Below are 25316 nucleotides of genomic sequence, written 5' to 3'. Positions count from 1 at the left end.
AACCATCTATAAAAACACACAGTTTATATAGATGGCACACTTTAAAACCCAGAAGTAGGGTTATTGAATTAAAAAATTCAATTTAATTATAAATCTAATTCCCCCTTAAAAATAGATATGCTTTTATTAAAACACTCAAAATACTTAGTACTTATATGTACCCTACTTCTTTCTTGTAAAAACAAATGAATTATTCTACTATTAATTTCTTAGTTAACCCATTAACATTAATAAGGTATACTCCTATTTTCAAATTAGATATACCTATTTCTCGCAATGAATTAAATGAATTAACTTTTAATTTAGTTAAGGTCTTTGTAATAAGAATATTTCCAGAAAAATCAGAGATACGCACCTCTACATTAGAAGACTTTACATTTTGAAACGATAACATTACTACTCCTTCTTTTACTGGATTAGTTATTATATTAAAACTTTGCTTTGAATTTAAATTAGCACAAGGGCCTAAATTTGTCCAAAATCCATAATTTGGTGACCACCAAACAGTAATTTGAGCTTCAAAAATATTCCCATTGTATACAACTTTATCTCCTTTTTGATAAAAAACACCACTTTGATATTCAGCTATCCCACTACAACCTCCGGTATTTCCACCTTGTGTTGTAAAATTAACTAAACTAGAATAAGGAGCATCTTTGCCGTCTTTACATAAATATCCAATTTGTACTTGATAGCTAGTATCTTCATCTAAACCTGTTAATGTATAACTACTGCCAAACAAGTTAACAGAAGTATAGTTTGCAGATGACGCTTTTTTATACTTTAATACGTAGGCATCAATACCAGTAACTAATGACCATGATACTTGCGCACTATTTGAAGTCTCATTAGTTACATTAACATTTGTAACTGCATTACATTCAGGCCCATCAGTAGGCTTAGTAGTAAAAGAAATTACAACAGAATAAGGCGATTCATTTTGGGTTACCTGAGCAGACCCAGAACATGCACCTAAATCACTCCATAGATAGGAGTATACACTTCCTGTAGGAGGAATATTATAAACTCCGTCCGCTCCACACTCATACTTTCTTCCACCATAAGTTACTCTGTCACCAGAATAATATATTTTTGGGTAGGTTTCATATGCATTTAAACCATCACAGCCACCAGGGTTTGTTCCTCCTTCACAAGTATATTTTATTCTAACATTATAGGTTGTTGAAGGTTTTAAATTACTTAAAGTTGCATTATTTGAGTTTACACTTAATGCAGTATATGAACTACTAGAATTGCTTTTATATTCTAGCGTATATGAATTAACACCTGATTTAGCAGCCCATGAAATTAACGCAGAAACCTGATCAATATTTGAGGCAGAAACTCCAGTTACCGCATCACAAGGTTTATCTCCTTCAATGGTTGTAAAGGTAACAACATTTGAATATGGTGCTAACTTACCATCACATGTATAAGTAACTCTTACTTGGTAAGAAGTATTTGCACTCAAACCAGAAAGCACTCTTGTTAATCCATTAACGGATAGTTGTGTATAACTACTTGCTGAAGATTTTTTATACTCTAACCTATAATTTGTTACATTAGTAACGGTACTCCAAGACACAGTTGCTCCCGTACTTGAAACATTTTGAGCTGACAAATTTTTAACAGCGTTACATGTATTTATACTACATCCTACACCTGAATATTTAGACCCAATACCTACAGCATACATAGCGTCTGTAGTAGCTACTATTTCACAAGAATTTGCCCCGTATAAATCAGTTGCTGCATTAATTACTGCATTTCTTGCTGAAGAATAATTAGAACTTGAAGTTAAATATCTTGTAAGTGCTCTATAAGCAATTTGTGCAGCTTTTTCTATACCTATTCCTTTTACATTAAATGAATTTCCTTTATCATTTGACCCTTGCTTTCCTTGAGATAAAATATAAAACCAGTGATTCAATACTCCACTATTAATATGAACACCTCCATTATCACCAGAACCAGTGTACCAATTTGTACCATTGTAAGTATCAGGTTGTCTATGTTGTTTAGGATTTGATAAAGATCGTTGAAAAGAAATATTCTCTCCTAAAGTCCAAACATTAGAATCTAACCTATTAAATGCATAATACTCAGCATAACATCCAAAAATATCACTAAACCCTTCATTCATAGCTCCAGATTCATTTCTATAGACTAAACCAGCAGAAGTTTGAGTAACTCCATGTGCTATTTCATGACCAACAACATCAAGAGGAGTAAAAGGAGCTCCACTTGTAGCATTCCCGAAATATGTCCAAGATCCAACCCAAAATGCATTATTATCTGCACCTTGACCAGTACCGTTAACAAATATATTAACTTTCCCTCCTGAACCATTATACCCAGATCTTCCAAAAACACTCTTAAACATGTCCCAGGTTTGTTCTGCTCCCCAATAAGCAGCCATATAATACCCTTCATTACCAGAATTTCCAAAACCATTAGCTGTACTACTAGAAATAACAGAACCTCCAGATGGTGGTGTACTTCCAAAACCAATACTTCTACCGTTTAAATTAGTAATAGAAATATTTCTGTTTCCTGTTTGAGAAGCAGTATATCTTCCGGATGAACCAGATACGGTAATACTTTTAGTTCCATAAAATCTCGTTTGGGTAGTACCTGCCGCAAACATTTCATCGTCTTCATTTGAATGTGATTTTTCTTCACAAGAATGATTCTCTTTTCCAGGAAAAGCAGAATGTTTTAATACTTCTGTAAACACTGTTTCTCCATTAGATGCATTTATATATACTTTTTTTCTATCAAAAGGCTCAGTTGAATATAAATCAAACTTATATACTAACTCTAATTCATTTACATTTAAGTTATTACCTTTAGATATATATACTAAATCATTACTTTTTTGCTTTGAGCTTCTTTGAGTTTTATCCCACGAAAAAGCCTTTCCTTTCAATTCTTTGATAGCAAAATTTAATGCTTGTTCAGATGATATACTTGATCTTTTTTGAATTCCTGTAGCTTTTTTTAATAGTGTTTTGAATATCTCACCATTTACTGAATATACTTTTCCTTTTCTAGCATGTAAAACATAGTAGGCATTTTCAACAGGTATACCGTTTAAGTACTGTTGATACTTTACATGAGTTATGCCAAGCTCATCTGTTTCATTAGATACTTCATTGAAAGTAAAATTTGAAGAAATTTTAAAAGTTTTTCTTAAAAAATTAATGGCTGAATTAATAGTTGGCTGACTATTTTCTTCTATTTGAACATACCTAGGAGCTAATCCATTGTCTCCATCCTGAAGAACAGTAATGTTGTTTTGGGAATATGATATTCCAGTTATCATTGATAAAAACACAACGACTAAAAGCTTGTTTAATTTTGTTTTCATTGTTTAGAAAGGTTTATAATTAAGATTGCTAATTACCACAAAAACAAAACATTACACAAAAAAACAATGTCTCAAAACATGTTTTGAGACATCTCAACAAAATGACACAAAAAATAGTTTACAAATAAGCACTACTCTTTATTTATTTTAACATTTTCAATGTAATCATGCGGAGAAACTCCTACAATTGTTTTAAAGTTTTTATAAAATGAAGCTCGAGAATTATATCCTATTTCATGAGCTAAAGCTTCAATACTGTATTTGTCATATTTTTTATCTAAAATTAATCGCTTAAATTCTTCAATTCTATACTCATGAACAAACCTGTTAAAATTCTTATTCTTTATTTCGTTAATAGATTTTGATATCAATCTATCGGGTATTTTAATGTAATTTGATAAAAAACTAAGATTTAACGAAGGATTTAAATACAGCTTTTCATTTGCCATATAGTAGTCAATTGTTTTACAAACCTCAACAAGTTCTTGTTGAATTTCATTCAAAGAAACTTTACTTGTATTAATTACATTTGAAATATTAATTTGTACCAAACTGGCAATTGTTATATAATACAAAGAAATCAAAAATAAAACTTCAGTTAATACATGGTAGTTTTCACTATTCAAAAATAGAAAGCGTCCTAGAAATCCAAGAAAGTTCAAAACTATGCATATAACACAAAAAGCTGAAAGCCATAATAATGTTTTGTATTTCACATCTTCATAAAACTGTAAAAGCTTATTTTTATGTGTGAGATTAATTTTAATTATTCTGATACAGAAATATCCAACAAATATTGATGATGATATCATATAAACATCCATAAAGCCATAAATAAACAGTTTTTCAATGAGGCTAGGAAAAAGCCAAACAAGAATAAATAACATAGAAAACAACAACGCTTCTATGATTGCCATAATGTAATATTTAAACTTATTTTTTATAATAACTCCTGATGTTTCAGATGCATAAAAAAACAAAAAAACGATGGTTAAAAAATTAAAGTTGACTGGTAAAAAAAACAGCTGAATATTATGATATGTTCTCAGCAAAATTATTTTTACTGTTTCAATAAAAAGGGTAAGGAAAAAGAATCCTAAATACCTATTTAACTTAAACTTTTGAGACTTATATAAAAAAAATATTAATGTTATTAATAATGTTTGTATACTACCTATAAAGTAACAGGAATTTAACATGAGATTGGTTTGGTTAGTTAGTTTTGTTTAGAACCTAACCAATATAACTAATTAACTACTAATATTTTAAAAACAAGCACACATCAAACAAATAATTAAATTTTGTTAAAAACTATAATTGAAAAGTTATATTTTTGATATCAATTTAACTATCAAACATTAACATAAAAAATGAAACAAATAGCTACTATTCTAATATTGTTATTGTTTTTAAACAGTTGTAAAAACAATAAAGAAAAAATAACAAAGGATATTAAACAAAATGAGTTTGCTATTATTATTCATGGAGGGGCTGGTACTATTTTAAAAAAAAATATGACTTCAGCTAAAGAGAATAAGTATCTGCAAAAATTAGAGGAAGCTATAAAAGCTGGATATTCTATTTTAAAAAAAGGGGGGTCAAGTACCAAAGCTGTTGAAGCATCAATACATATTATGGAAAACTCTCCTTTATTTAATGCTGGTAAGGGGGCAGTATTTACGAATACTGAAACCAATGAAATGGATGCCTCTATAATGGAAGGTAAAACTCTAAATGCTGGCGCAGTTGCAGGTATTAAAACTGTTAAAAACCCAATATCCGCAGCTATTAAAGTTATGAACAATTCTAACCATGTATTATTATCAGGAGTTGGTGCTGATAACTTTGCTAAAGAAAAGGGATTAGAAATTATGGATGCTAATTATTTTTATACTGAAAAACGATTCAAGTCTTTACTTCGCATAAAAGATAAAGAGAAGACACAATTAGACCATGATGAAAAATCTGCTTTTTACGACACTGATATTAAAGATAGTAAATTTGGTACTGTAGGTTGTGTAGCTTTAGATAAACAAGGAAATATTACTGCTGGTACTTCTACAGGAGGAATGACTAATAAACGTTGGAATAGAATAGGAGACTCTCCTATAATTGGAGCAGGTACATATGCAAATAACGCTACATGTGGTGTTTCTTCTACAGGATGGGGCGAATATTTTATCAGAGGGGTTGTAGCATATGACATTGCTGCACAGATAGAATATAAAAATGTTTCTTTAAAAGAAGCTACCAATGATGTTATTCAAAATAAACTTACAAAACTTGGAGGAACTGGAGGTGTCATTGCTATTGATAAAAATGGTAACATGTCATTTGAATTTAATACTGCAGGCATGTATAGAGCTTCAATGAATGATAAAGGAGATTTAGTTGTAAAAATTTATAACGATTAATCTTGAATTAATACAAACAAAATAACCACATTTTTAAATAAAAAAATGTGGTTATTCTTTATAGTAAATTATTCATTTATTCTTCCAGTTTCATAGAAAGTTCAAACCATCGTTCTTCTTTTTCTTCTAAGCTTTTAATTATTTGTTGTAATTCTAAAGATTTTTCGTTTATGGCATCAGCACTAATTTCATTATTTGCAAATTGTGCTTCTATACTATTCTTCTTTTTTTGTAGTTTTTCTATATCTCCTTCTAGCAAACCATATTCTCGATTTTCTTTATAGTCTAACTTTCCTTTTTGAGGTGTTTTTTCTTGCTTTACAACAACTTTTTTTTCTTCTTTAGATTCATTAGACTTTGAACTATCATATGCTCTAAAATCAGAGTAATTACCTGGGAAATTCTCAACAACACCTTCTCCTCTAAAAACAAATAAAGAATCTACAATTTTATCCATAAAATAACGGTCGTGTGATACTACCATTAAGTTACCCGGATAGTCTAATAAGAAATTTTCAAGCACATTTAAAGTTACTACATCTAAATCGTTTGTTGGCTCATCTAAAATTAAGAAGTTAGGGTTTTGGATTAACACTGCACATAAATACAATCGTTTCTGCTCTCCTCCAGATAATTTTTCAACAAAATCATATTGTTTTTTTCTATCAAATAAAAAACGTTCTAATAATTGTGATGCAGAAATCTTTCTTCCTTTCGTTAACGGAATATATTCACCAAACTCTTTTATTACTTCAATTACTTTTTGATCTTCTTTTACGTGAATTCCTTTTTGAGTATAATACCCAAACTTTACAGTTTCTCCAACCACAACCTTACCGCCGTCTAAAGAGATTTTTTCTGTTAAAATATTTAAAAAAGAGGACTTCCCTGTTCCATTTTTACCTATAATTCCAATACGTTCTCCTTTTTTAAAAACATATTCAAATCCGTCTAAAATAACTTTGTCATCAAATGATTTTTTTAATTTATGAAGCTCTACTATTTTACTACCTAAACGCTCCATATTAATTTCAAGCTGAACTTCATGTTCTTGTCTTCGCTTATGGGCTTTTTCTTTGATTTGAAAAAAATCATCAATTCTTGACTTAGATTTAGTGGTTCTAGCTTTAGGTTGACGACGCATCCAGTCTAACTCTTTTTTAAATAAGCTTTTTGCTTTACTCAAATTAGTAGCTTCAAGCGCCAAACGCTCTTCTTTATTTTGTAAATAATACGAATAATTCCCTTTATATTTATAAAGCCTTCCATTATCTAGCTCTAATATTTCATTACACACACGTTCTAAAAAATAACGATCATGGGTAACCATAAATAATGTAATTTTTTCTTTAGCAAAAAAAGCTTCTAACCACTCAATCATTTCTAAATCTAAATGATTCGTTGGCTCATCGAGAATTAATAAATCTGGTTTATTTATTAAAATAATGGCTAAACCTAAACGCTTTTTTTGACCTCCAGACAACTTACCTACTTTCTGCTGTAAATTACTTAGCTTTAGTTTAGAAAGGATTTGTTTATACTGTGTTTCAAAATCCCAAGCATTGTGTTGTTCCATTTGCTCAAATGCTTCTTGATAAGCTTCTTGATCATCAGGATTTTCTAACGCCTTTTCATAGTTTTTAATGATAGTCAATATTTTATTCTCTGTTGAAAAAATAGTTTCTTCAATAGTTAACTCATCATTATACTTGGCATTTTGAGCTAAGTAGGCAATATTTATTCCTTTTCTACTGATAATTTGACCTGTATCTGGCGTGTCAAATCCAGCTATAATGTTTAAGATAGATGTTTTACCACTACCATTCTTAGCAACAAAAGCAATTTTTTGATCTTTATTTATTCCGAATGAAATGTCTTGAAACAAAACTTTTTCTCCGTATGACTTTGATATGTTCTCTACTGATAAATAATTCATTTGGCAAAAATAATTAAAAAACCCTGAGCAAAAGCTCAGGGTCATCATTAGTTAAAGAAAGAAGGGTTTTAAATTATCTTTTAACTAATTTAGTTGTCAATGATTTTTGACCATCATTTGCCTCTAATAGGTAAACTCCACTCTTTAAACCAGAGATATTTACTGTATTATTCATAGTTTCTCCTATTAATACAACTTGACCAATTGTATTAGTAATTCTATAATTTACATTTTCATTGTTACCAAATTTTACGATAATGCTATTAACAGCTGGATTCGGATATACAATTAAACTTGGTAAACCATCTACATCTAATGGCTCAGCAGATACGTCGTTTGAAGAGGTAGTTCCTGCTAAAGAAGAAGAAGAACCAACTATATTAACTGTATAATCTTCTACTTCACCATCAGCAAATGTTTCACATGCTGTAGAGGCTCCGTTATATTTCATAGAAACACGCATTCTTGTTTGTCCTAAAATAGCACCTGCAGGTATTGATATGTTTGCAGATCTATTTGAAGCTGAACTAGAAGAACCTAAAGAAGTTTGTTCACTACTTTCAAAAGTTCCGTTTCTGTTATAATCAATCCATACTGTAAAATATTCAGTATAAGAAGAACCACTAAATCCGGCACTTACCACAATTTGATTCGTCGTTCCTTGAGTAACCGTTGCAACCTTAGAGGTAAAATCACCATACCCACCGTTTGCAGAAGATGTATTTGTCATTCCTCCAAAAGAAACATAATCAATCCACTCATAACTAACTCTATTACCTTTTGAAGCACAGTAATTAACTACATCACTCAATGTTGTAACATTAACTACATTACTAGCAGAAGAAACATTTGCTGCAGCGTCTTTTGCTTTTACTGAAAAACTATAAGTAGTATTTGCTGTTAATCCTGTTACATTATAAGAAGTAGTAGTTACAGTTGCTAACTTAGTTGCACCTCTAAAAACATCATATCCTGTTACCCCTACATTATCAGTTGAAGCAGCCCATGCTAATGTTAATGTATTTTGCGCTACATTTGAGCTAGATAAATTTGTTGGAGCTGTTGGTGCTTGTGTATCAGCAACAGCGGCTTTAATGTTTACTGTATAATCCTCTACTTCTCCATAAGAAAAAGAAGCTTCACAAGCTGTTGGAGTAGCGTTATACTTCATCACAATTCTCATTCTTGTTGCTCCTTCAGTTGCTGAAGAAGGAACCGTAAAAGAACCTGTTACTGGAGATGTTTTAGACTTTGCTTTAGTCCAAACAGTTTCCCCTGCATCCGAGAAGTCACCATCTTTATTGTAATCTATCCATACCCCATAACCTTCATCATACTGCGTACCTGTCCATTTTGGTGTAATTATAATTGTATTAGATTTTCCTTTTTCTAAATCTGTAGAAACTGAAGTATGATCTGAATACCCATTTCCTCCCGTTGAAGACTTATCAATACTTCCTAGCTGTACCCTTTGAATATACTCATCTGCAACACTATTTCCTTTCGAATTACAATATGTTAAAACCGCACCAGATGTAGTTACATTTACTGCACTACTAGAGGCCGAAATATTTCCAGCGGCATCTTTTGCCTTTACAGTGAAAGTATATGCTGTACTTGCTGTTAACCCAGAAACATTATAAGAAGTAGTTGTAGAAGAGCCTATTTTAGTAGCCCCTCTAAAGACATCATAACCAGTAACTCCAATATTATCAGTTGATGTAGACCAATTTAAAGATAAGCTAGTAGCAGTAATTGAACTAGCTGACAAACTAGTTGGCGCTGATGGTGCTTGTGTATCTGCAACTGCATTACTTGTAAAAGTTCCAGTAAATACACCTCTACCATACGTAGATGCAATTACCTTATTAGTAGTATGATTTCCACTTACGTTCCAATAATCAAATGAAGTTACACTAACATCACTCATTCCATTATATGCTTGTTCCCAATTTGGATTAGCGTCATTAAAGTTTGATGTTGACCAAACACCTAATTGTGTAGCTAAAATAACTTCAGTTCTATCTAATGGATTTTGTAATAAATCTCTTACAGGAATATTTGGTAAATTTCCTTCCTTATTAACCCAATTAGCCCCTCCGTTTGAAGTAGCCCATACACTGGTTACACCATAATTATGAATTGTAACAAAAATATCGTTTGCAGTTGCTCCAAATCTAACTGAAGATACAGCTCCTACAAAAGGAGTATTAATATTTGTCCAAGTAGCATTGCTATTAGTAACATTTGTTAATCTTAACAATTTACCATTAGCTAATCCAACATACCATGAATTGTTAGCAAAAGGAGAAGCTTGAAAAGCAGTAGGACTCGCGTCCAACAATGCATTAGTTATATTACCTTTTGTATTTGAAGCTACATTTATACTTTTAATTGACTTTGCACTACTCGTTGATGCGTTTGTTAATAAACGATTTGCATCATCATCATAGCCCATAGGATTTACGAAATCACCTGTATTTTGCTCACTTAATAATGATGTTGCTCCTCCTTGTTGCCTTCCTAAACCATTCCAAGGTAAACTGAATCTGTAAATAACATTATTTACATAAGTAGCAATCATATACTGTCCATCTTTATCAACAAACGTGTAAAAACCATCTCCATCACTTAATTCTGTTGAACTATTTACTCCAGCAACAGCATTTCTAAAAGCCTGAGTTCCGTTATCTTGAGCTCCAGCACTAAAAATACCATCAACATCTCCTACTCCATCAGGTCCAATTGCTGCTTTTACAAACTGAGTAACATTATATCCTTTATTTCTTTTACCTATAACACCACCTGCATTTCCAGAATAATAAACACCTCCATCATTTCCGAATAACATTTTTGATGAATCATTATTACCAAAAGCTATTGAATGCTGATCAGCATGCACATTTTGATAACCAAACCCTCCATACCAGTGAGATAATTGAGACCAAGACGATCCACCATTAGTTGTTTTAAATAAATCAATACCACCTACATAAAAAATATTATCATTTGTGGGATCAGCTTCAATTACTAAATCGTAAAATGCTTGCCCCCTTGTAAAATCTGTTGAAGAAATTCCTGTATCAGCATCATTAGGCAAAGAAGTTTCACTAACAGAAGTAAAACCATTAGTTGTTTTGTATATATGTACAGGTGTTGATCCTGAACCTTGAGTTAACGCATAAATTTTATTTGCATTCGTAGCCGATGGCTCAAGTTCAACTCTATTAGAATCTGTCAATGGAGAAGCTGCTGCCTCTGTCCAAGTAGATCCGTTTGTTGAGCTATATACCCTACCTCCACTATTTGCATCTAAAACAGACTTGATTGTTCCCATCCAAATCGTATTATTAGCACTTACCTCCAAATCATTTGGAACATAATAATAATCACTACCTCCAAACGTATATTTCATATTAGCCGATTCAATTCTATTCCAGGTAGCTCCATTATTTGTTGAACGATAAATACCGGCTGATTGCAATCCTAGCCAATTTCTAGGGCTAGAAGAATCTCCATATACATTAGCTCCAACAGCGACAAATAATTCTGTAGATGAACCATTATCCCAAGCAAGGATATCATTTACATAATGAAGTCCAGAAAGAAATATATTACTTGCATTGTAGTTAATAATTGCTGAACCAGCAGCTGGAATATTTATAGCATTCCATGTAGTACCTCCATTGGTCGTAACATATACTCCATTACCAACAACATCACCAGCAGTATACTGTTCACCCGTTCCTACATACCATATATTAGAATTTCTAGGATCAACAGTAATAGAAGTTACTGATAAATTACCTGGTACATTCTGTACTCTTGTCCATTGAGTATTTGCATTACTAATATTTGTGTTTTTCCATAAACCACCACTTACTCCACCAGCATACACGGTATTATTGGTAGCATCATTTGGGTCAAACAAAATTACTCTTGTACGTCCACCAACATTATTAGCACCTCTCTCTACCCAAGAATTTCCTGTATCTCCAGGGTTTCTTCGTTGTACGTTACTTCCTTTAGCAGATCTACTTTTTAGTAAATCTTCTCTTAACTTCGCTAATGTTCCATCTTCCATTTTTCCGGTAGCTGGATTCATAGTAAGTAATTGCATTTGGTCAAAATACCTATTAGGAGGTAATCCTTTTAATTTTCTTTCTTTTTTCCCCCATTTTAAAGATTCATTTAAAGGACTTTCGTCTAAAAAGGTTTTATAAACCTCTCGCTGTTTAGCTATTGTAGCTGAAACATTTTGCTTCTTTAAATAATCAGATCCAATAATTGAAATTGCTGCAACTGACAAGCCGCCAATCAAAAACTTAAGTTTATTGTTCATTTGATTAAATTGATTAGTAAAAAATAGTTAGGGATGATCCCCTAACTATTCTTTGTTTATAAATAAATGTGTAGATTATTGTTTGATAAGTTTAGTTTTTAATGACTTTTGTCCATCATTAACTTCTAACATGTAAATTCCTGAATTCAGGTTAGAAACATCTAAGTTTCTAGATTTCATTTGACCAGATTTCACAACACTTCCTATAGTATTTACAATCCTATAAGTCATATTTTCAGCTTTTGAAGCAAACGTAACTTTAATAAAGTTTGTAGCTGGATTAGGATACGCCATTAAATCTAAAACATTTTGATTAGAGAAAGGCTCTCCTGATACAGTAACATCCGAAAATGTTGTTAAACTAGAACTAGAAGCAGTAATATTGACTGTATAATCTTCTACTTCTCCATCTCCTAAATTAGCCTCACAAGACGTTGGTGCTGAGTTGTATTTCATTGATACACGCATTCTTGTTTGTCCTAACTTTGCATTTCCTGGTATTGTTATGTTAGTAGTTCTGTTTCCTGAACTAGATGAATTACCTGATGCTACTTGTTCTCCACTATCAGTAAAATCTCCATCGCCATTGTAATCTATCCAAATAACAAAGTATTCATTGTAAGCAGTACTTCTAAACCCTGCACTAACGACTAATTGATTTGTACTTCCTTGAGATACAGTTGCTACTTTAGATGTATAATCTCCATATCCTCCATCCTTTCCTGTAGCATTAGTCATTCCTCCAAACGACACATAATCAATCCACTCATAAGTAACTCGTGTTCCTTTTGAATCACAGTATGAAACTACAGTTCCTAAAGTAGTTACATTTACTACATTACTTGAACTTGATACATTTCCTGCTGCATCTTGTGCTTTTACAGAAAAAGTGTATCCTGTGTTTGCCGTTAGCCCTGTTACATTATAACTCGTTGCTGTTGTTGTTGACCCTATTTTTGTTGATCCTCTATACACATCATACCCAGTTACTCCCACATTATCTGTTGAAGCTGTCCAATTTAATGTTAATGTTGTTTGAGAAATACTTGATGCAGCCAAACTACTTGGTGCACTTGGTGCTTGAGTATCTGCTTGTGCTGATCCAATTACTACGGTATAATCTTCAGTTTCTCCATAATTATATGACCCACATGAACTTGGAACTGCATTATATCGTAAAATAACTCTCATTCGAGTAGCTCCTTCCGTAGCTCCTGATGGCACTGTAAAAGAACCACTTACTGTAGTATCTTTTGAAGCTGATTTTGTCCAAACTGTTTCTCCTGAATCTTCAAAATCTCCATCTTTATTATAATCAATAAATACTCCATAACCTTCACTGTAAATAGTTCCTGTCCATTTTGGAGTAATCGTGATACCATGAGAAGTTCCTTTTTCTAAATTTGTAGATAAAGAAGTATGATCTGTATATCCATTCCCAGGTCCTGAAGTATTACTAATACTTCCTATTACTACTTTTTGAATATATTCATCAGCAACACTATTTCCTTTTGAAGAGCAATAGTTAATTTGTACTGCTGAGGTTGTAAAGTTCACTGAACTGCTATAATTTGAGTTTCCTGAGGAACATTTACTACGAACTTGTACTTCATATTGTGTAGAAGCTGATAACCCACTTAATGTTCTTGTAGTTCCAGATACTGCAGTTGTTGTCCATGAGCTAGTTCCTACTTGACGATACCTAACATCATACGTTGCTCCAGAAACTGCTGTCCAATTTACCGTTGCTCCTGATGCAGAAACTGCACTTGTTGAAACTCCTGTTGGTACTGTTGCATTACAAACTACTGGTGTACCTGTAATTCCTGTAACTATTAAAGAATAATTTTGACTACCTCCTGATAAAGAACCCTTGTGAGTTACTGTAATAGTGTATGACCCAGAAGCACCTGAAACATCAACTCTTTCAAAAGGATCTACGCTATTATCTCCTTGCCCATTAGATGTTACTGAATTTAACCTCCATGGTGTATAAGTAGTTCCTCCTTTAGTTACTCTTATATCTAAATCATTAACTAAAACTGGAGTTGAAAGATTTGCTGTACCAGAATTTGCAGTACCTCCTGGATCTGTCCAAGAAATAGACGCTAACAAAGGATTAACACCATCTGAATCAACCGTATAAGTATAACTTTGCCCAGAACTTAATGTAAGTTCATTTATTTTAGACTGATTCCCATTTTGAGTGATTACTTGTCCTGCTAATTTCGTGTTTAAAAGTCCCCAACCAAAAACTGCATCTGGCCCATTTGAACCAGCATCATCAGCTGTATGAAGCGCTAAACCTTTCAAAGTTGCCGCTTTCATAAACGAGCCTTTTAAGTTATTATGATGTTGTTGCAACAATAATAAACTTCCTGCAACGTTAGGAGACGCCATTGATGTTCCCGTTATAGAATTATAAGCGCTATCACTACTTTCATATGTAGAATAAACCCCTGTTCCATTACCTGTAATATCTGGTTTTATCCTTAAATCATCAGTTGGTCCTTCACTACTTGAACTATTAATAGAAACAGAAACTAAATTTCCATTAGCATCAATATTAGCATCTTGTGCATTTGCAACTACTAAATTATTTTTAGAAACTGCATGCCCTGTTAATTTATCATACGCCGAATTCCCATTTAATGGGTTGCCATTATAATTAGAATTCCCGTCATTACCTGCTGCAACTACCATTAAATAATTTGGTGCAGAATACATCAAATTATCCCAGTCTCTAGCTTCACTTATATAAGCACCAAAATACCAATCAGGAACCAAATCTGATCTATAACCATATGAGTGGTTTGAAATTAACATTCCATTAGCTGCTGCTGATGTAGCTTCAGATATATCATTATTCCAATCATACCCTACAGCTTTAGCATGTGGTGCCATTCCTTTGGCACTAGCTTGCACACCTGAAGATATTATCGTTCCTGTAACGTGAGCTGCATGAAAATTTCTTGTCGTAGTTCCATCACCAATAGAAAAACGATTATTTCCTCCCGCTCCATCGTATTCTTGATGGGTGGTTCGTGCTAAACCTCCATCCCATACATGTGCAGTCATTCCTTGTCCCATTAAATTTAATCCTAATGTTCCTCCAGAATGTAAGTGATTTGTTCTTGTAGATTTTGCTGCATCAACATTAAAAGTTGTGTAATAAATAGGCTTACCATCTACAACTCTCTGTAGTTCAACCATACGACCGTCTTTCGTGGTAAACTTAATTTTCCAGCCATTCTTTTTTGCTAATCGTAAAGCTTGTTGTTTTTCATTTGAAGCATTCTTTTGAAAATTTTGCTTCATTACATTTAGTTTTGGCAAGTCATAATTCCTACGAATTTTTTCAGCCTCACCTGTGTTTTGCGCTTGAAGTTGTGCTTGGAAACTTAATCCAATGAATGCACTTGTAACTACAAGACTTTTAAAGTACTTGTGTTTCATTTTTTAGAAGGGTTTTAATTTAGTGTTTGGTTTTAATTTATTTCTACTTATTTAAGGTTTTTAATCTTAAATTCTTAGTTTTTTCATCAAAACAATGCCAAATATATAATTTTTTTTTTAACAAAAAAATAACAGTTAATAAAACCCGTCAAATAACCTACTGAAAAACAACGAAAAACCCTGAGTTTTACTCAGGGTCTTATTAGTATAAAAAAATTTATTTACTTTTTTACAAGTTTAGTTTTTAATTGTTTTTGACCATCATTAACTTTTAGTATGTAAATTCCTGAGGTCAAAGTTGAAACATCTAAATTTGTTGATGTTATTTGTCCCTTTTTTACAACACTTCCTATTGTATTTACAATTTCATAAGTTATATTTTTAGCTTTTGACGCAAACTTAACTTGAACACTATTAATAACTGGATTTGGATACGTCATTAAATCTAAAACCTTCTCATTTTGTAGTATGTCTGATTTAATACTTGAAGTTAAAGTATTAACAACTGAGGCATTTGAAGTTATAACACTCACAGTATAATCTTCAACTTCTCCATAAGAAAAGCTTTCACATGCTGTTTGTGATGCATTCCACTTCATAGATACTCTCATTCTAGTTGTTCCTAAATTAGCTCCTGAAGGAACACTTACGTTATATGACAAATTCCCTGAACTTGTTGAGTTTCCTGAGGCAACTTTTTCACTTGATTCAAAAGTTCCATTCTGGTTATAATCAATCCAAATTGAATAATATTCATTATAAGCTGTACTTCTAAAACCTGTACTTACTATCAATTGATTTGTACTTCCTGTAGCTACTGTAGCTACTTTAGATGTATAATCAGCATAACCTCCATCATTTCCTGTACTATTTGTCATTCCTCCAAATGATACATAATCTATCCATTCATAACTTGAGTTATTTCCTTTTGAAGCACAATAGGAAACTGCATTTGGTAAAGTAGTAACATTTGCAACGTTACTTGAGCTTGATTCATTTCCTGCTGCGTCTTGTGCTTTTACAGAAAAAGAATACCCTGTGTTTGCTGTTAATCCTGTTACGTTATAACTTGTTGTTGTTGTTGTTGTTGATATCTTTGTTGATCCTCTATACACATCATACCCTGTTACTCCTACATTATCTGTTGAAGCTGTCCAATTTAATGTTAATGCTGTTTGAGAAATACTTGATGCTACTAAACTACTTGGTGCACTTGGTGCTTGAGTATCTGCTTGTGCTGATCCAATTACTACAGTATAATCTTCAGTTTCTCCATAATCATATGACCCACATGAACTTGGCACTGCATTATATCGTAAAATAACTCTCATTCGAGTAGCTCCTTCCGTAGCTCCTGATGGTACTGTAAAAGAACCACTTACTGTAGTATCTTTTGAAGCTGATTTTGTCCAAACGGTTTCTCCTGAATCTTCAAAATCTCCATCTTTATTATAATCTATAAATACAGCATACCCCTCATTATAAATAGTTCCTGTCCATTTTGGGGTAATTGTAATCGTATGAGAAGTTGACTTTTCTAAATTAGTAGATAAAGAAGTATGATCTGTATATCCATTTCCGGCACCTGATGTATTACTAATACTTCCTATTGCTACTTTTTGAATATATTCATCAGCAACACTATTTCCCTTTGAAGAGCAGTAACTAATAGGAGCTGTTCCAGTTGTTGTTACACTAGTATTAGATGCCGCCCCATCTCCTCCAGAGGAACATTTTGCTTTCACTTCACATGCATAAGCCGTTCCGGAAGTTAAACCAGTAACTACCTTAGATGTTCCGCTCACTGTTGATGTTGCTCCATTTACTGTAACCTCATAAGAAGCTGCTCCAGAAACTGCTGACCACGATAATGTGAAACCGTTATCATTAATACTAGAACCTCCAAAATTAGAAGGCGCTGCTAAAGCACATGGTTGAGAAAAAGCATCACCAACTCCTACTGCATGCCAAGCGTTTGTTACTGCAATTACTTCACTACTATTAGCACCATATAAGTCTGTTGCCGCTGATATAGCACCATTTCTAGCATCCTCAAATTTAGAATTAGCAGATAAATAATTTACCTCCAAACGATAAGAAATTTTAGCTGCTTTAGTCATTCCAATACCTGTAACATTAAATGAGTTGTTAATATCATTTGTTCCAGAACCTCCAACAGTTAATAAATAAAACCAATAGTTCAAAACTCCTGAATTTGTATGCACACCACAATAATCATTTGAAGAAGTTGGTGTTCCACAATTTGGTTCTTTCCAATAAGTTCCTCCATAAGTATCAGGTTGACTTCTTTCATTTGGATTACTCATAGAACGTAAAGCTACTGAGCCAGACCTTCTATCAATTTCATCACCAATCAACCATACCGAAGCGTCTGGTGCCGCATCATTTCCATTCCCTTTTGCAAAATGCTCTACAGCAGCTCCCCAAATATCAGAAAAACCTTCATTTAAACCACCTGATTCTCTTTGGTATGCTAAATCAGCTGTACTAGAACAAACCGCATGCCCAATCTCATGAGCTGCTACATCAATAGACGTTAATGCATCAAAATATCCATTTCCTTCGTTTCCGTTAGAAGATCCATCTCCATAGGTCATTACGCTACCATTCCAAAATGCATTGTCATAAGCATTACCGTAATGTACATAACTATTAATTGTTGCTCCTGACCCGTTGTAACTATTTCTATTATGTTTTGCCTGAAAATAATCATATGTCATTTCAGCTCCCCAATGCGCATCTAAAGCTGCGTTGTCCTTTGCCGAATTATCAAATTCTGCAGCTGTCCAATTATTATCAGCATCCGTAAAATTTGTTGTTGGATAACTATTTTGACCACCACTATTATAAGTATTTACTCCATTCCCTCTAGTATTGTCTCTTAATACATAACTACCCCCAATTACTCTTGTAGTAATTGATCTATTTCCACTATACCTTGTTGCTGCATTACCAGTAGCTAAAGGAGCATTTGATATAGCCACCTTTTTACTAATAATATCTTCAATTGTTATTAAGTTTTTTGAAGAATGTGCATGTTCACCTAAATGCTTAATTATTGCATTAAAGAATAAGGATTCTCCGGTATGAGCGTCAATATATAAATATCCTCTACTTAAAGGCTTCGTGGCATAAATATCAAATTTATAGGCTAACCTTGCTTTATCTTTTCCTATAACTTCTCCTGGAAGAATTAATAATTCTCCTTCAGGTTTCTTGTAATTTCCTAAACTTTTAGCTTGTTTTGGATTATCCCATAAATACTCTTCAGCACCTGTATGTGATACCGCTCTCTGAAATGCCGCTCTTTTAGATAATTTAGGAAGGATGTTCACTGTTTTAACATCATATAATTCACCGCTCATACTTTTTAAAGCACCATTTTTAGCATGCGCTGTGTAAGTAGAAAATTCTACTTTAAGCCCTTTAAATTTTTGTTGATACTTTTCATGTGTAAAACCTAAATCATCAACTTTAGATTTAACTTTCAATAAGTTATCATTCGGTGATAGTTTAAGTTTTTGTCTAATTAAAGTCGGAGCTTCCTGTAAAGAAATTTTTGAGGAAGTTTTAAATTTAATTTGTCTTGGCTTTGAATTGTCTTGGGCATTCATTGCAAATACTCCAGGCAACAAAAAAGCCAAAAACATTGCGTTTTTAACGTATTTATTTTTCATTTTTAGAAGGGTATAATTTAAAAAATTATAAAAAAACCCCGAGATTATCTCGGGGTTAAAGTAATGTAATTTTACTTTTTAATAAATTTAGTTGTTAATGGTTTTTGACCATCGTTGACTTCTAGGATATATACTCCAGAATTCAACTTCGAAACATTAAGACTTGAAGAATTTAACTTACCTGATAATACAACGCTTCCTATAGTATTAGTTATTCTATAAGTTGAACTTTCAGCTCTTGATACCAATTTCACTTGAATAAAATTTGAAGCTGGACTAGGATACACCATTAAATCCAAAACATTTTCGTTAGTTAATGGAGCTACGTTATCTAAAATTGTACCTCTGCTTGAATTTGCAGTAACATTCACAGTATAATCTTCAACTTCTCCATAAGAAAAGCTTTCACATGCTGTTTGTGATGCATTCCACTTCATAGACACTCTCATTCTAGTTGTTCCTAAATTAGCTCCTGAAGGAACACTTACGTTATATGACAAATTCCCTGAACTTGTTGAGTTTCCTGAGGCAACTTTTTCACTTGATTCAAAAGTTCCATTTTGGTTATAATCAATCCAAATTGAATAATATTCATTATAAGCTGTACTTCTAAAACCTGTACTTACTATCAATTGATTTGTACTTCCTGTAGCTACTGTAGCTACTTTAGATGTATAATCAGCATAACCTCCATCATTTCCTGTACTATTTGTCATTCCTCCAAATGATACATAATCTATCCATTCATAACTTGAGTTATTTCCTTTTGAAGCACAATAAGAAACTGCATTAGGTAAAGTAGTAATATTTAAAACGTTACTTGAACTTGATTCATTTCCTGCTGCGTCTTGTGCTTTTACAGAAAAAGAATATCCTGTGTTTGCTGTTAATCCTGTTACGTTATAACTTGTTGCTGTTGTTGTTGATCCTATCTTTGTTAATCCTCTATACACATCATACCCTGTTACTCCTACGTTATCTGTTGAGGCTGTCCAATTTAATGTTAATGCTGTTTGAGAAATACTTGATGCTGCTAAACTACTTGGTGCACTTGGTGCTTGAGTATCTGCTTGTTCTGATTCAATTACTACGGTGTAATCTTCTGTTTCTCCGTAATTGTATGAACCACATGAACTTGGCACTGTATTATATCGTAAAATAACTCTCATTCGAGTAGCTCCTTCCGTAGCTCCTGATGGTACTGTAAAAGAACCACTTACTGTAGTATCTTTTGAAGCTGATTTTGTCCAAACTGTTTCTCCTGAATCTTCAAAATCTCCATCTTTATTATAATCTATAAATACAGCATACCCCTCATTATAAATAGTTCCTGTCCATTTTGGGGTAATTGTAATCGTATGAGAAGTTGACTTTTCTAAATTAGTAGATAAAGAGGTGTGATCTGTATATCCATTTCCAGATCCAGAAGTATTATTTATACTCCCTAACTGAACTTTTTGTATATATTCATCGGCAACACTATTTCCTTTTGAAGAGCAATAATTCAGTGGCTGACTTCCTGTAGTTGTTACATTAACACTTGAAGAAGCTCCACTACTACCATCAGCACAATTTGCAACTACAACACAGTTATATTGTGTACCTGCTGTTAATCCAGTTATTACTTCTTGTGTTCCAGATACATTAGTTGTTGAACCATTTACTGTAACACTATAGGATGCTGCTCCAGACACTGCTGACCACGATAATGTGAAACCGTTATTATTAATACTAGAACCTGCAAAATTAGAAGGCGCTGCTAATTCACAAGAGTTTCCTCCTCCTGTTTTATCCGATAACGCAAGACTTCTTCTTGATCCACCTTGCTCTAAAACAGCACGCATTCTCGTCTTTTGCCCTTGTGTATATAAATTCATACAAGAGTCATCTGAATAGTCCATATAGTTTTCAACCATATCTTCAGAACCACAAGATGTATGTCCGGTTGAACAACCGTAATTTGCACCATCAGACTCAGGTGTATCTGATACAAAATCATCAACTCCACATCCACCGTCACCCCAAATATGGCGTAAGTTTAAAAAGTGTCCAACCTCATGAGTCGTGGTTCTTCCTTTATCAAAAGGAGCTGCTAAATAAAATCCAGACCCCTTATCAGAACTACCAAAATATTGTGGTCCCATTACAACACCATCAGTACTAGCACTTCCTCCAGGGAACTGAGCATACCCTAAAATTCCTCCACCGATATTACAAACCCACATGTTCAGATATTCTGATGTATCCCATGGGTCAACTCCACCTTGGGAAGATTTTTTCATCGCGTCACTTGTTCCCCAAGAAGTTCTCGTAGAAGATTTTCTGGTAATTCCATCAGTTGGATTTCCATTTGGATCAATTTGTGCCATATAGAACTCTATTTGAGTATCAGCTGCCTGAGACCACTTGCTCGTTTGATCTGAATTAGTTCGTCTAAAGTCCTCGTTCATAACTTCAATTTGAGACTGAATCTGAGCTTCACTAATGTTTTCTTGAGAATTACTGTATATGACGTGAACCACTACAGGTATTTGAATTATGTTTCCTACAATTTTTCTTTTGGAGTTTTTCATTTCTTTTACTCTTTTCTGAGTAAAAGCTTCAATTTTTTGCATTCTTTCTTTAAGTAATGGATCTTGAGATTGACGATATTCAAGATTCTCCATTGTGTGGCAATTTCTTTTTTCTTGGGCGAAATTAGCACCCACAAAAAACAAGCACGTAAGTGCTAAAATAATTCTTCGTTTCATTTTAGAAGGGTTTGGTTTAAAGTATGATTTATAACTAAAAGTTAGTTATTCAAGATATATAGCCTGTACTAGTTGTTTTTTACAAAACAGATAAACCTATATTAGTTGTAATCTTTTTGTAAAAATTTTACCAAATATATACTTTTTTTGTTAAAAAAAACAAAAAACGCAATAATTTAGATTTTATAACTTACTTATAAACAGCAAGAAGCCCTAGAGACTAGTCTTCAGGGCTTCTTTTAAAAAACAGAGATATTTAATAACACTTCTTTTTTATTGAGCGTAAGCTATACTCTCAAAAATTAAGCGTATTATTTTATTTAATAATTAGAAAGGTTTTAAGTTTAGTTATTATTTCTTTGATAGCACAAAGCCTAAAGCTATTTTTGTTTGCTTTAGACTTTGATATCTTTTTTTCGTTATTAAATTTGTACTTTTCTATTCTTCTTCAGTCATAACATCTATGAATCGTAAGTGATTAGAAACTGCTTTTACGATAGAAAATTGAGGTTTATCAATCCATTGCCTAACATCATTAAATGCATCATTATACAAAATTTTAATATGCTTTGCTTTTGGGTCTCCACCTTGCCTACCATCAGTTTTATTTCCACTAAGTGTAGTAATGTTTCCACCTTGACTATTTACCCAAGCACCAACCGATGTCCAATATTTTGTAAAATTACTAAGCTGAGATGCTGGAATTTTTTCTTTTACATTGACTTCAGTTACATCATCCTGTAACATTTTTAGTTGTTCTTTTGTTAATACACCACTAGCTAATAACTCCTTTTGCATTTGTTCAGCTAAATTTCTGTCTGTATACATACTATTAATTTTTATTTATATATTTTCTATTTCCTACTCATTTGGCTTTTCGGATTACGCCCAGTTTTTTTTGAATGGTTTCTGAAATCCATTATTCTTTTAACAGGAGTCTTTAATATGACCTACTTTTTTATAAACTTAGTTTTTAATAACTTTTGACCATCATTAACTTCTATCATATACATTCCTGATTTCAAATTTGAAACATCTAAAGTTCTAGACATCATTTTTCCTGACTTTACAACACTTCCTATTGTATTTACAACGTTATATGTGATATTATCACTTTTTGACGCTACATTAATTTCAATGAAATTTATTACTGGGTTTGGGTACACCATTAAATCTAACCCAATTTCATCCCTTAAAGCATCAATATTACTTATACTAGTTCCTTTACTTGTATTAGCAGTAATATTAACCGTATAATCCTCTACCTCTCCTTCTGTAAAAGTTTCACAAGGTGTTGACGCTGCATTGTACTTCATAGACACACGCATTCTTGTTTGTCCTAAACTAGCTGAAGATGGAATTGTTATATTTGAAGATATTTTTCCTGAGCTTTTTGAGTTTCCTGAAGCTACTTTTTCTCTTGACTCAAAAATTCCATTTTTATTATAATCTATCCAAATCGTAAAATATTCATTATAAGCTGAACTTCTAAAACCTGCACTCACTACCAATTGATTAGTACTTCCTTGAGCTACCGTTGCTACTTTAGATGTAAAGTCTCCATACCCACCGTTTCTACTTGTAGTATTGGTCATTCCTCCAAATGACACATAATCTATCCACTCATAAGCAACACTGTTTCCTTTTGAAGCACAATAAGTTGCTTTAACACCTAAATTTGTTGAAAAATTTACTGAAAAGCTATATTTTGAATATCCTGAAGAACACTTACTACGAACTTGAACTTGATATTTCGTAGAATCTGATAACCCGGTTAATATTACAGATGCAGATGATGATTGTTTGGTTGTCCATGAACTAGTTCCTACTTTACGGTATCTAACATCGTAAGTTGCTCCTGAAACTGCTGTCCATTTTACTGTTGCTCCTGTTTCGGAAACTCCACTTGTTGAAACTCCTTTTGGCACTATTGTTTTACAAACACTTTCTTCACTACCAAACTTATCAGATAAAGCTAAGCTACGTCTAAAACCACCTACTTCTAACACAGCGCGCATTCTATTTTTTTGACCTAGTGTAAATAAGTTCATACATGCATCATCAGAATAGTCCATGTAGTTTTGAACCATATCTTCAGAACCACAAGAAGTATGTCCTGTATTACAGCTATAATTAGGCGCATCAGATTCTGGTGTATCAGATACAAAATCATCAACACCACATGGTCCGTCTCCCCATATATGACGTAAGTTTAAGTAATGTCCTATTTCATGCGTAGTAGTTCTTCCTAAATTAAAAGAAGGGTTAAGTGTCCCTACGGTACCAAAGGCGTCATGAATCATTACTAACCCATCAGTTGCTGCTGCTCCACCTGGGAATTGAGCAAATCCTAAAATATTTCTATCTCCTCGAGGGCCAGTAGAAGTCATCTTAGGAACAATCCACATATTTAGATATTCAGAAGTATCCCATGGATCAATTCCCCCTGTTGCAACGCTTTTCATTGCATTTCTTGCTTTGAACTTTGTTCCCCAATCTGAATCACTTACCAACTTTCTAGTAATTGCTTCAGTCGAATTTCCGCTAGGGTCAATTTTTGCCATAGCAAACTCTATTTCGGTATCAGCTGCTTGGGTCCATTTATTCGTTTTATCTGTATTAGTTCTTCTAAAATCTTTATTTAAAACATCAATTTGAGAAAGAATTTGAGCATCACTAATATTATTTGTAGCATTAGTATATAATACATGAACTACTACTGGAATTGTTATAATGGATCCAGAAATTTTTCTTTTGGCTTTCTTTTTCTCTTGTATTTTTCTTTGGGTGAATCTTTCAATTGCATCCATTCTTTTTTGTAGTGTAGGATCTTGTCTTTTTCTATATTCAAGATCTTCCATTGCTTCGCAAGTTCTTTTTTGTTGAGCATAAACAGTTCCGGCAAAAAAGATGCACATTAGTAACAAAATTATTTTTTGTCTCATTATTAGAAGGGTTTTTAAGTTAAATTATTATTTATTTTAAATCTATTCGTATTTATTTTTATTAAAATTCACTTGGCTAAATTAGAGTATATTGAAACTTTTGACCTGTGACTTTTGTCACAGGATAAATCCAAAAACACTTAACTGAATGATTATCTAATGTTTAAATTATCAATATATTCTAACTTAAAATTGAATTAATTTTTTTTAATCTGAAATGATTGAATCATTAACAATATGCATTGAAATAGTCTTAATAAATCATTGCCATAATCGTGTTTTTTCCTATGCTAAAGTTTCATATTCTTCTTTGCTTCATATTAGTCTGTAGTTAATTATGAGCTTTGTCTTTATAATAGCTTTATTTAAAGGTCTAAACTTTACTTTTAATGATTTAAAGTCTGT

10 protein-coding genes are annotated in these 25316 nt (G+C 32.7%); 1 reads left to right on the top strand and 9 read right to left on the bottom strand.

Features of this window, described 5'->3' with window-relative positions; all coding sequences use genetic code 11:
• Positions 1-190: 190 nt before the first annotated feature.
• Together ACMFBB_RS11870 and ACMFBB_RS11865 are read right to left on the bottom strand one after the other, a co-directional pair.
• On the bottom strand, positions 191-3370 hold the full coding sequence (locus ACMFBB_RS11870; RefSeq protein ID WP_435260994.1) for a M4 family metallopeptidase: 3180 nt from the start codon (positions 3368-3370) through the stop codon (positions 191-193).
• 131 nt (positions 3371-3501) lie between these two features.
• Positions 3502-4287, bottom strand: a complete 786-nt coding sequence (locus tag ACMFBB_RS11865; protein ID WP_435260993.1) for a helix-turn-helix domain-containing protein — start codon at positions 4285-4287, stop codon at positions 3502-3504.
• A gap of 453 nt (positions 4288-4740) precedes the next feature.
• Here ACMFBB_RS11865 and ACMFBB_RS11860 point away from each other — a divergent pair, with 453 nt between their 5' ends.
• Positions 4741-5784, top strand: a complete 1044-nt coding sequence (locus tag ACMFBB_RS11860; protein WP_435260992.1) for an isoaspartyl peptidase/L-asparaginase family protein — start codon at positions 4741-4743, stop codon at positions 5782-5784.
• A gap of 76 nt (positions 5785-5860) precedes the next feature.
• Here the strand turns inward: ACMFBB_RS11860 and ACMFBB_RS11855 are convergent, their stop codons facing one another.
• The 7 genes from ACMFBB_RS11855 to ACMFBB_RS11825 all read right to left on the bottom strand — a co-directional run bounded on the left by ACMFBB_RS11855 (position 5861) and on the right by ACMFBB_RS11825 (position 24911).
• Positions 5861-7720, bottom strand: a complete 1860-nt coding sequence (locus ACMFBB_RS11855; RefSeq protein ID WP_435260991.1) for an ABC-F family ATP-binding cassette domain-containing protein — start codon at positions 7718-7720, stop codon at positions 5861-5863.
• A gap of 73 nt (positions 7721-7793) precedes the next feature.
• Positions 7794-12062, bottom strand: coding sequence for a GEVED domain-containing protein (locus ACMFBB_RS11850; protein WP_435260990.1), 4269 nt, complete (start codon positions 12060-12062; stop codon positions 7794-7796).
• 75 nt (positions 12063-12137) lie between these two features.
• Positions 12138-15518, bottom strand: a complete 3381-nt coding sequence (locus ACMFBB_RS11845; RefSeq protein WP_435260989.1) for a GEVED domain-containing protein — start codon at positions 15516-15518, stop codon at positions 12138-12140.
• Positions 15519-15739: 221 nt separating this feature from the next.
• Positions 15740-19216, bottom strand: a complete 3477-nt coding sequence (locus ACMFBB_RS11840) for a M4 family metallopeptidase (protein WP_435260988.1) — start codon at positions 19214-19216, stop codon at positions 15740-15742.
• Positions 19217-19287: 71 nt separating this feature from the next.
• Positions 19288-21966, bottom strand: coding sequence for a GEVED domain-containing protein (locus ACMFBB_RS11835; RefSeq protein WP_435260987.1), 2679 nt, complete (start codon positions 21964-21966; stop codon positions 19288-19290).
• A 438-nt stretch (positions 21967-22404) separates the two neighbouring features.
• Positions 22405-22794: a hypothetical protein gene (locus ACMFBB_RS11830; protein WP_435260986.1), complete on the bottom strand. Its 390-nt coding sequence runs from the start codon at positions 22792-22794 to the stop codon at positions 22405-22407.
• Between the two features lie 122 nt (positions 22795-22916).
• Positions 22917-24911 (bottom strand): GEVED domain-containing protein, encoded by a 1995-nt coding sequence (locus ACMFBB_RS11825; RefSeq protein WP_435260985.1) that lies wholly within the window; start codon positions 24909-24911, stop codon positions 22917-22919.
• Positions 24912-25316 lie beyond the last annotated feature (405 nt).

It is taken from the genome of Tenacibaculum sp. nBUS_03, assembly GCF_051201695.1.
Lineage (GTDB): Bacteria > Bacteroidota > Bacteroidia > Flavobacteriales > Flavobacteriaceae > Polaribacter.
This window is presented reverse-complemented; position numbering and strand designations above follow the sequence as displayed.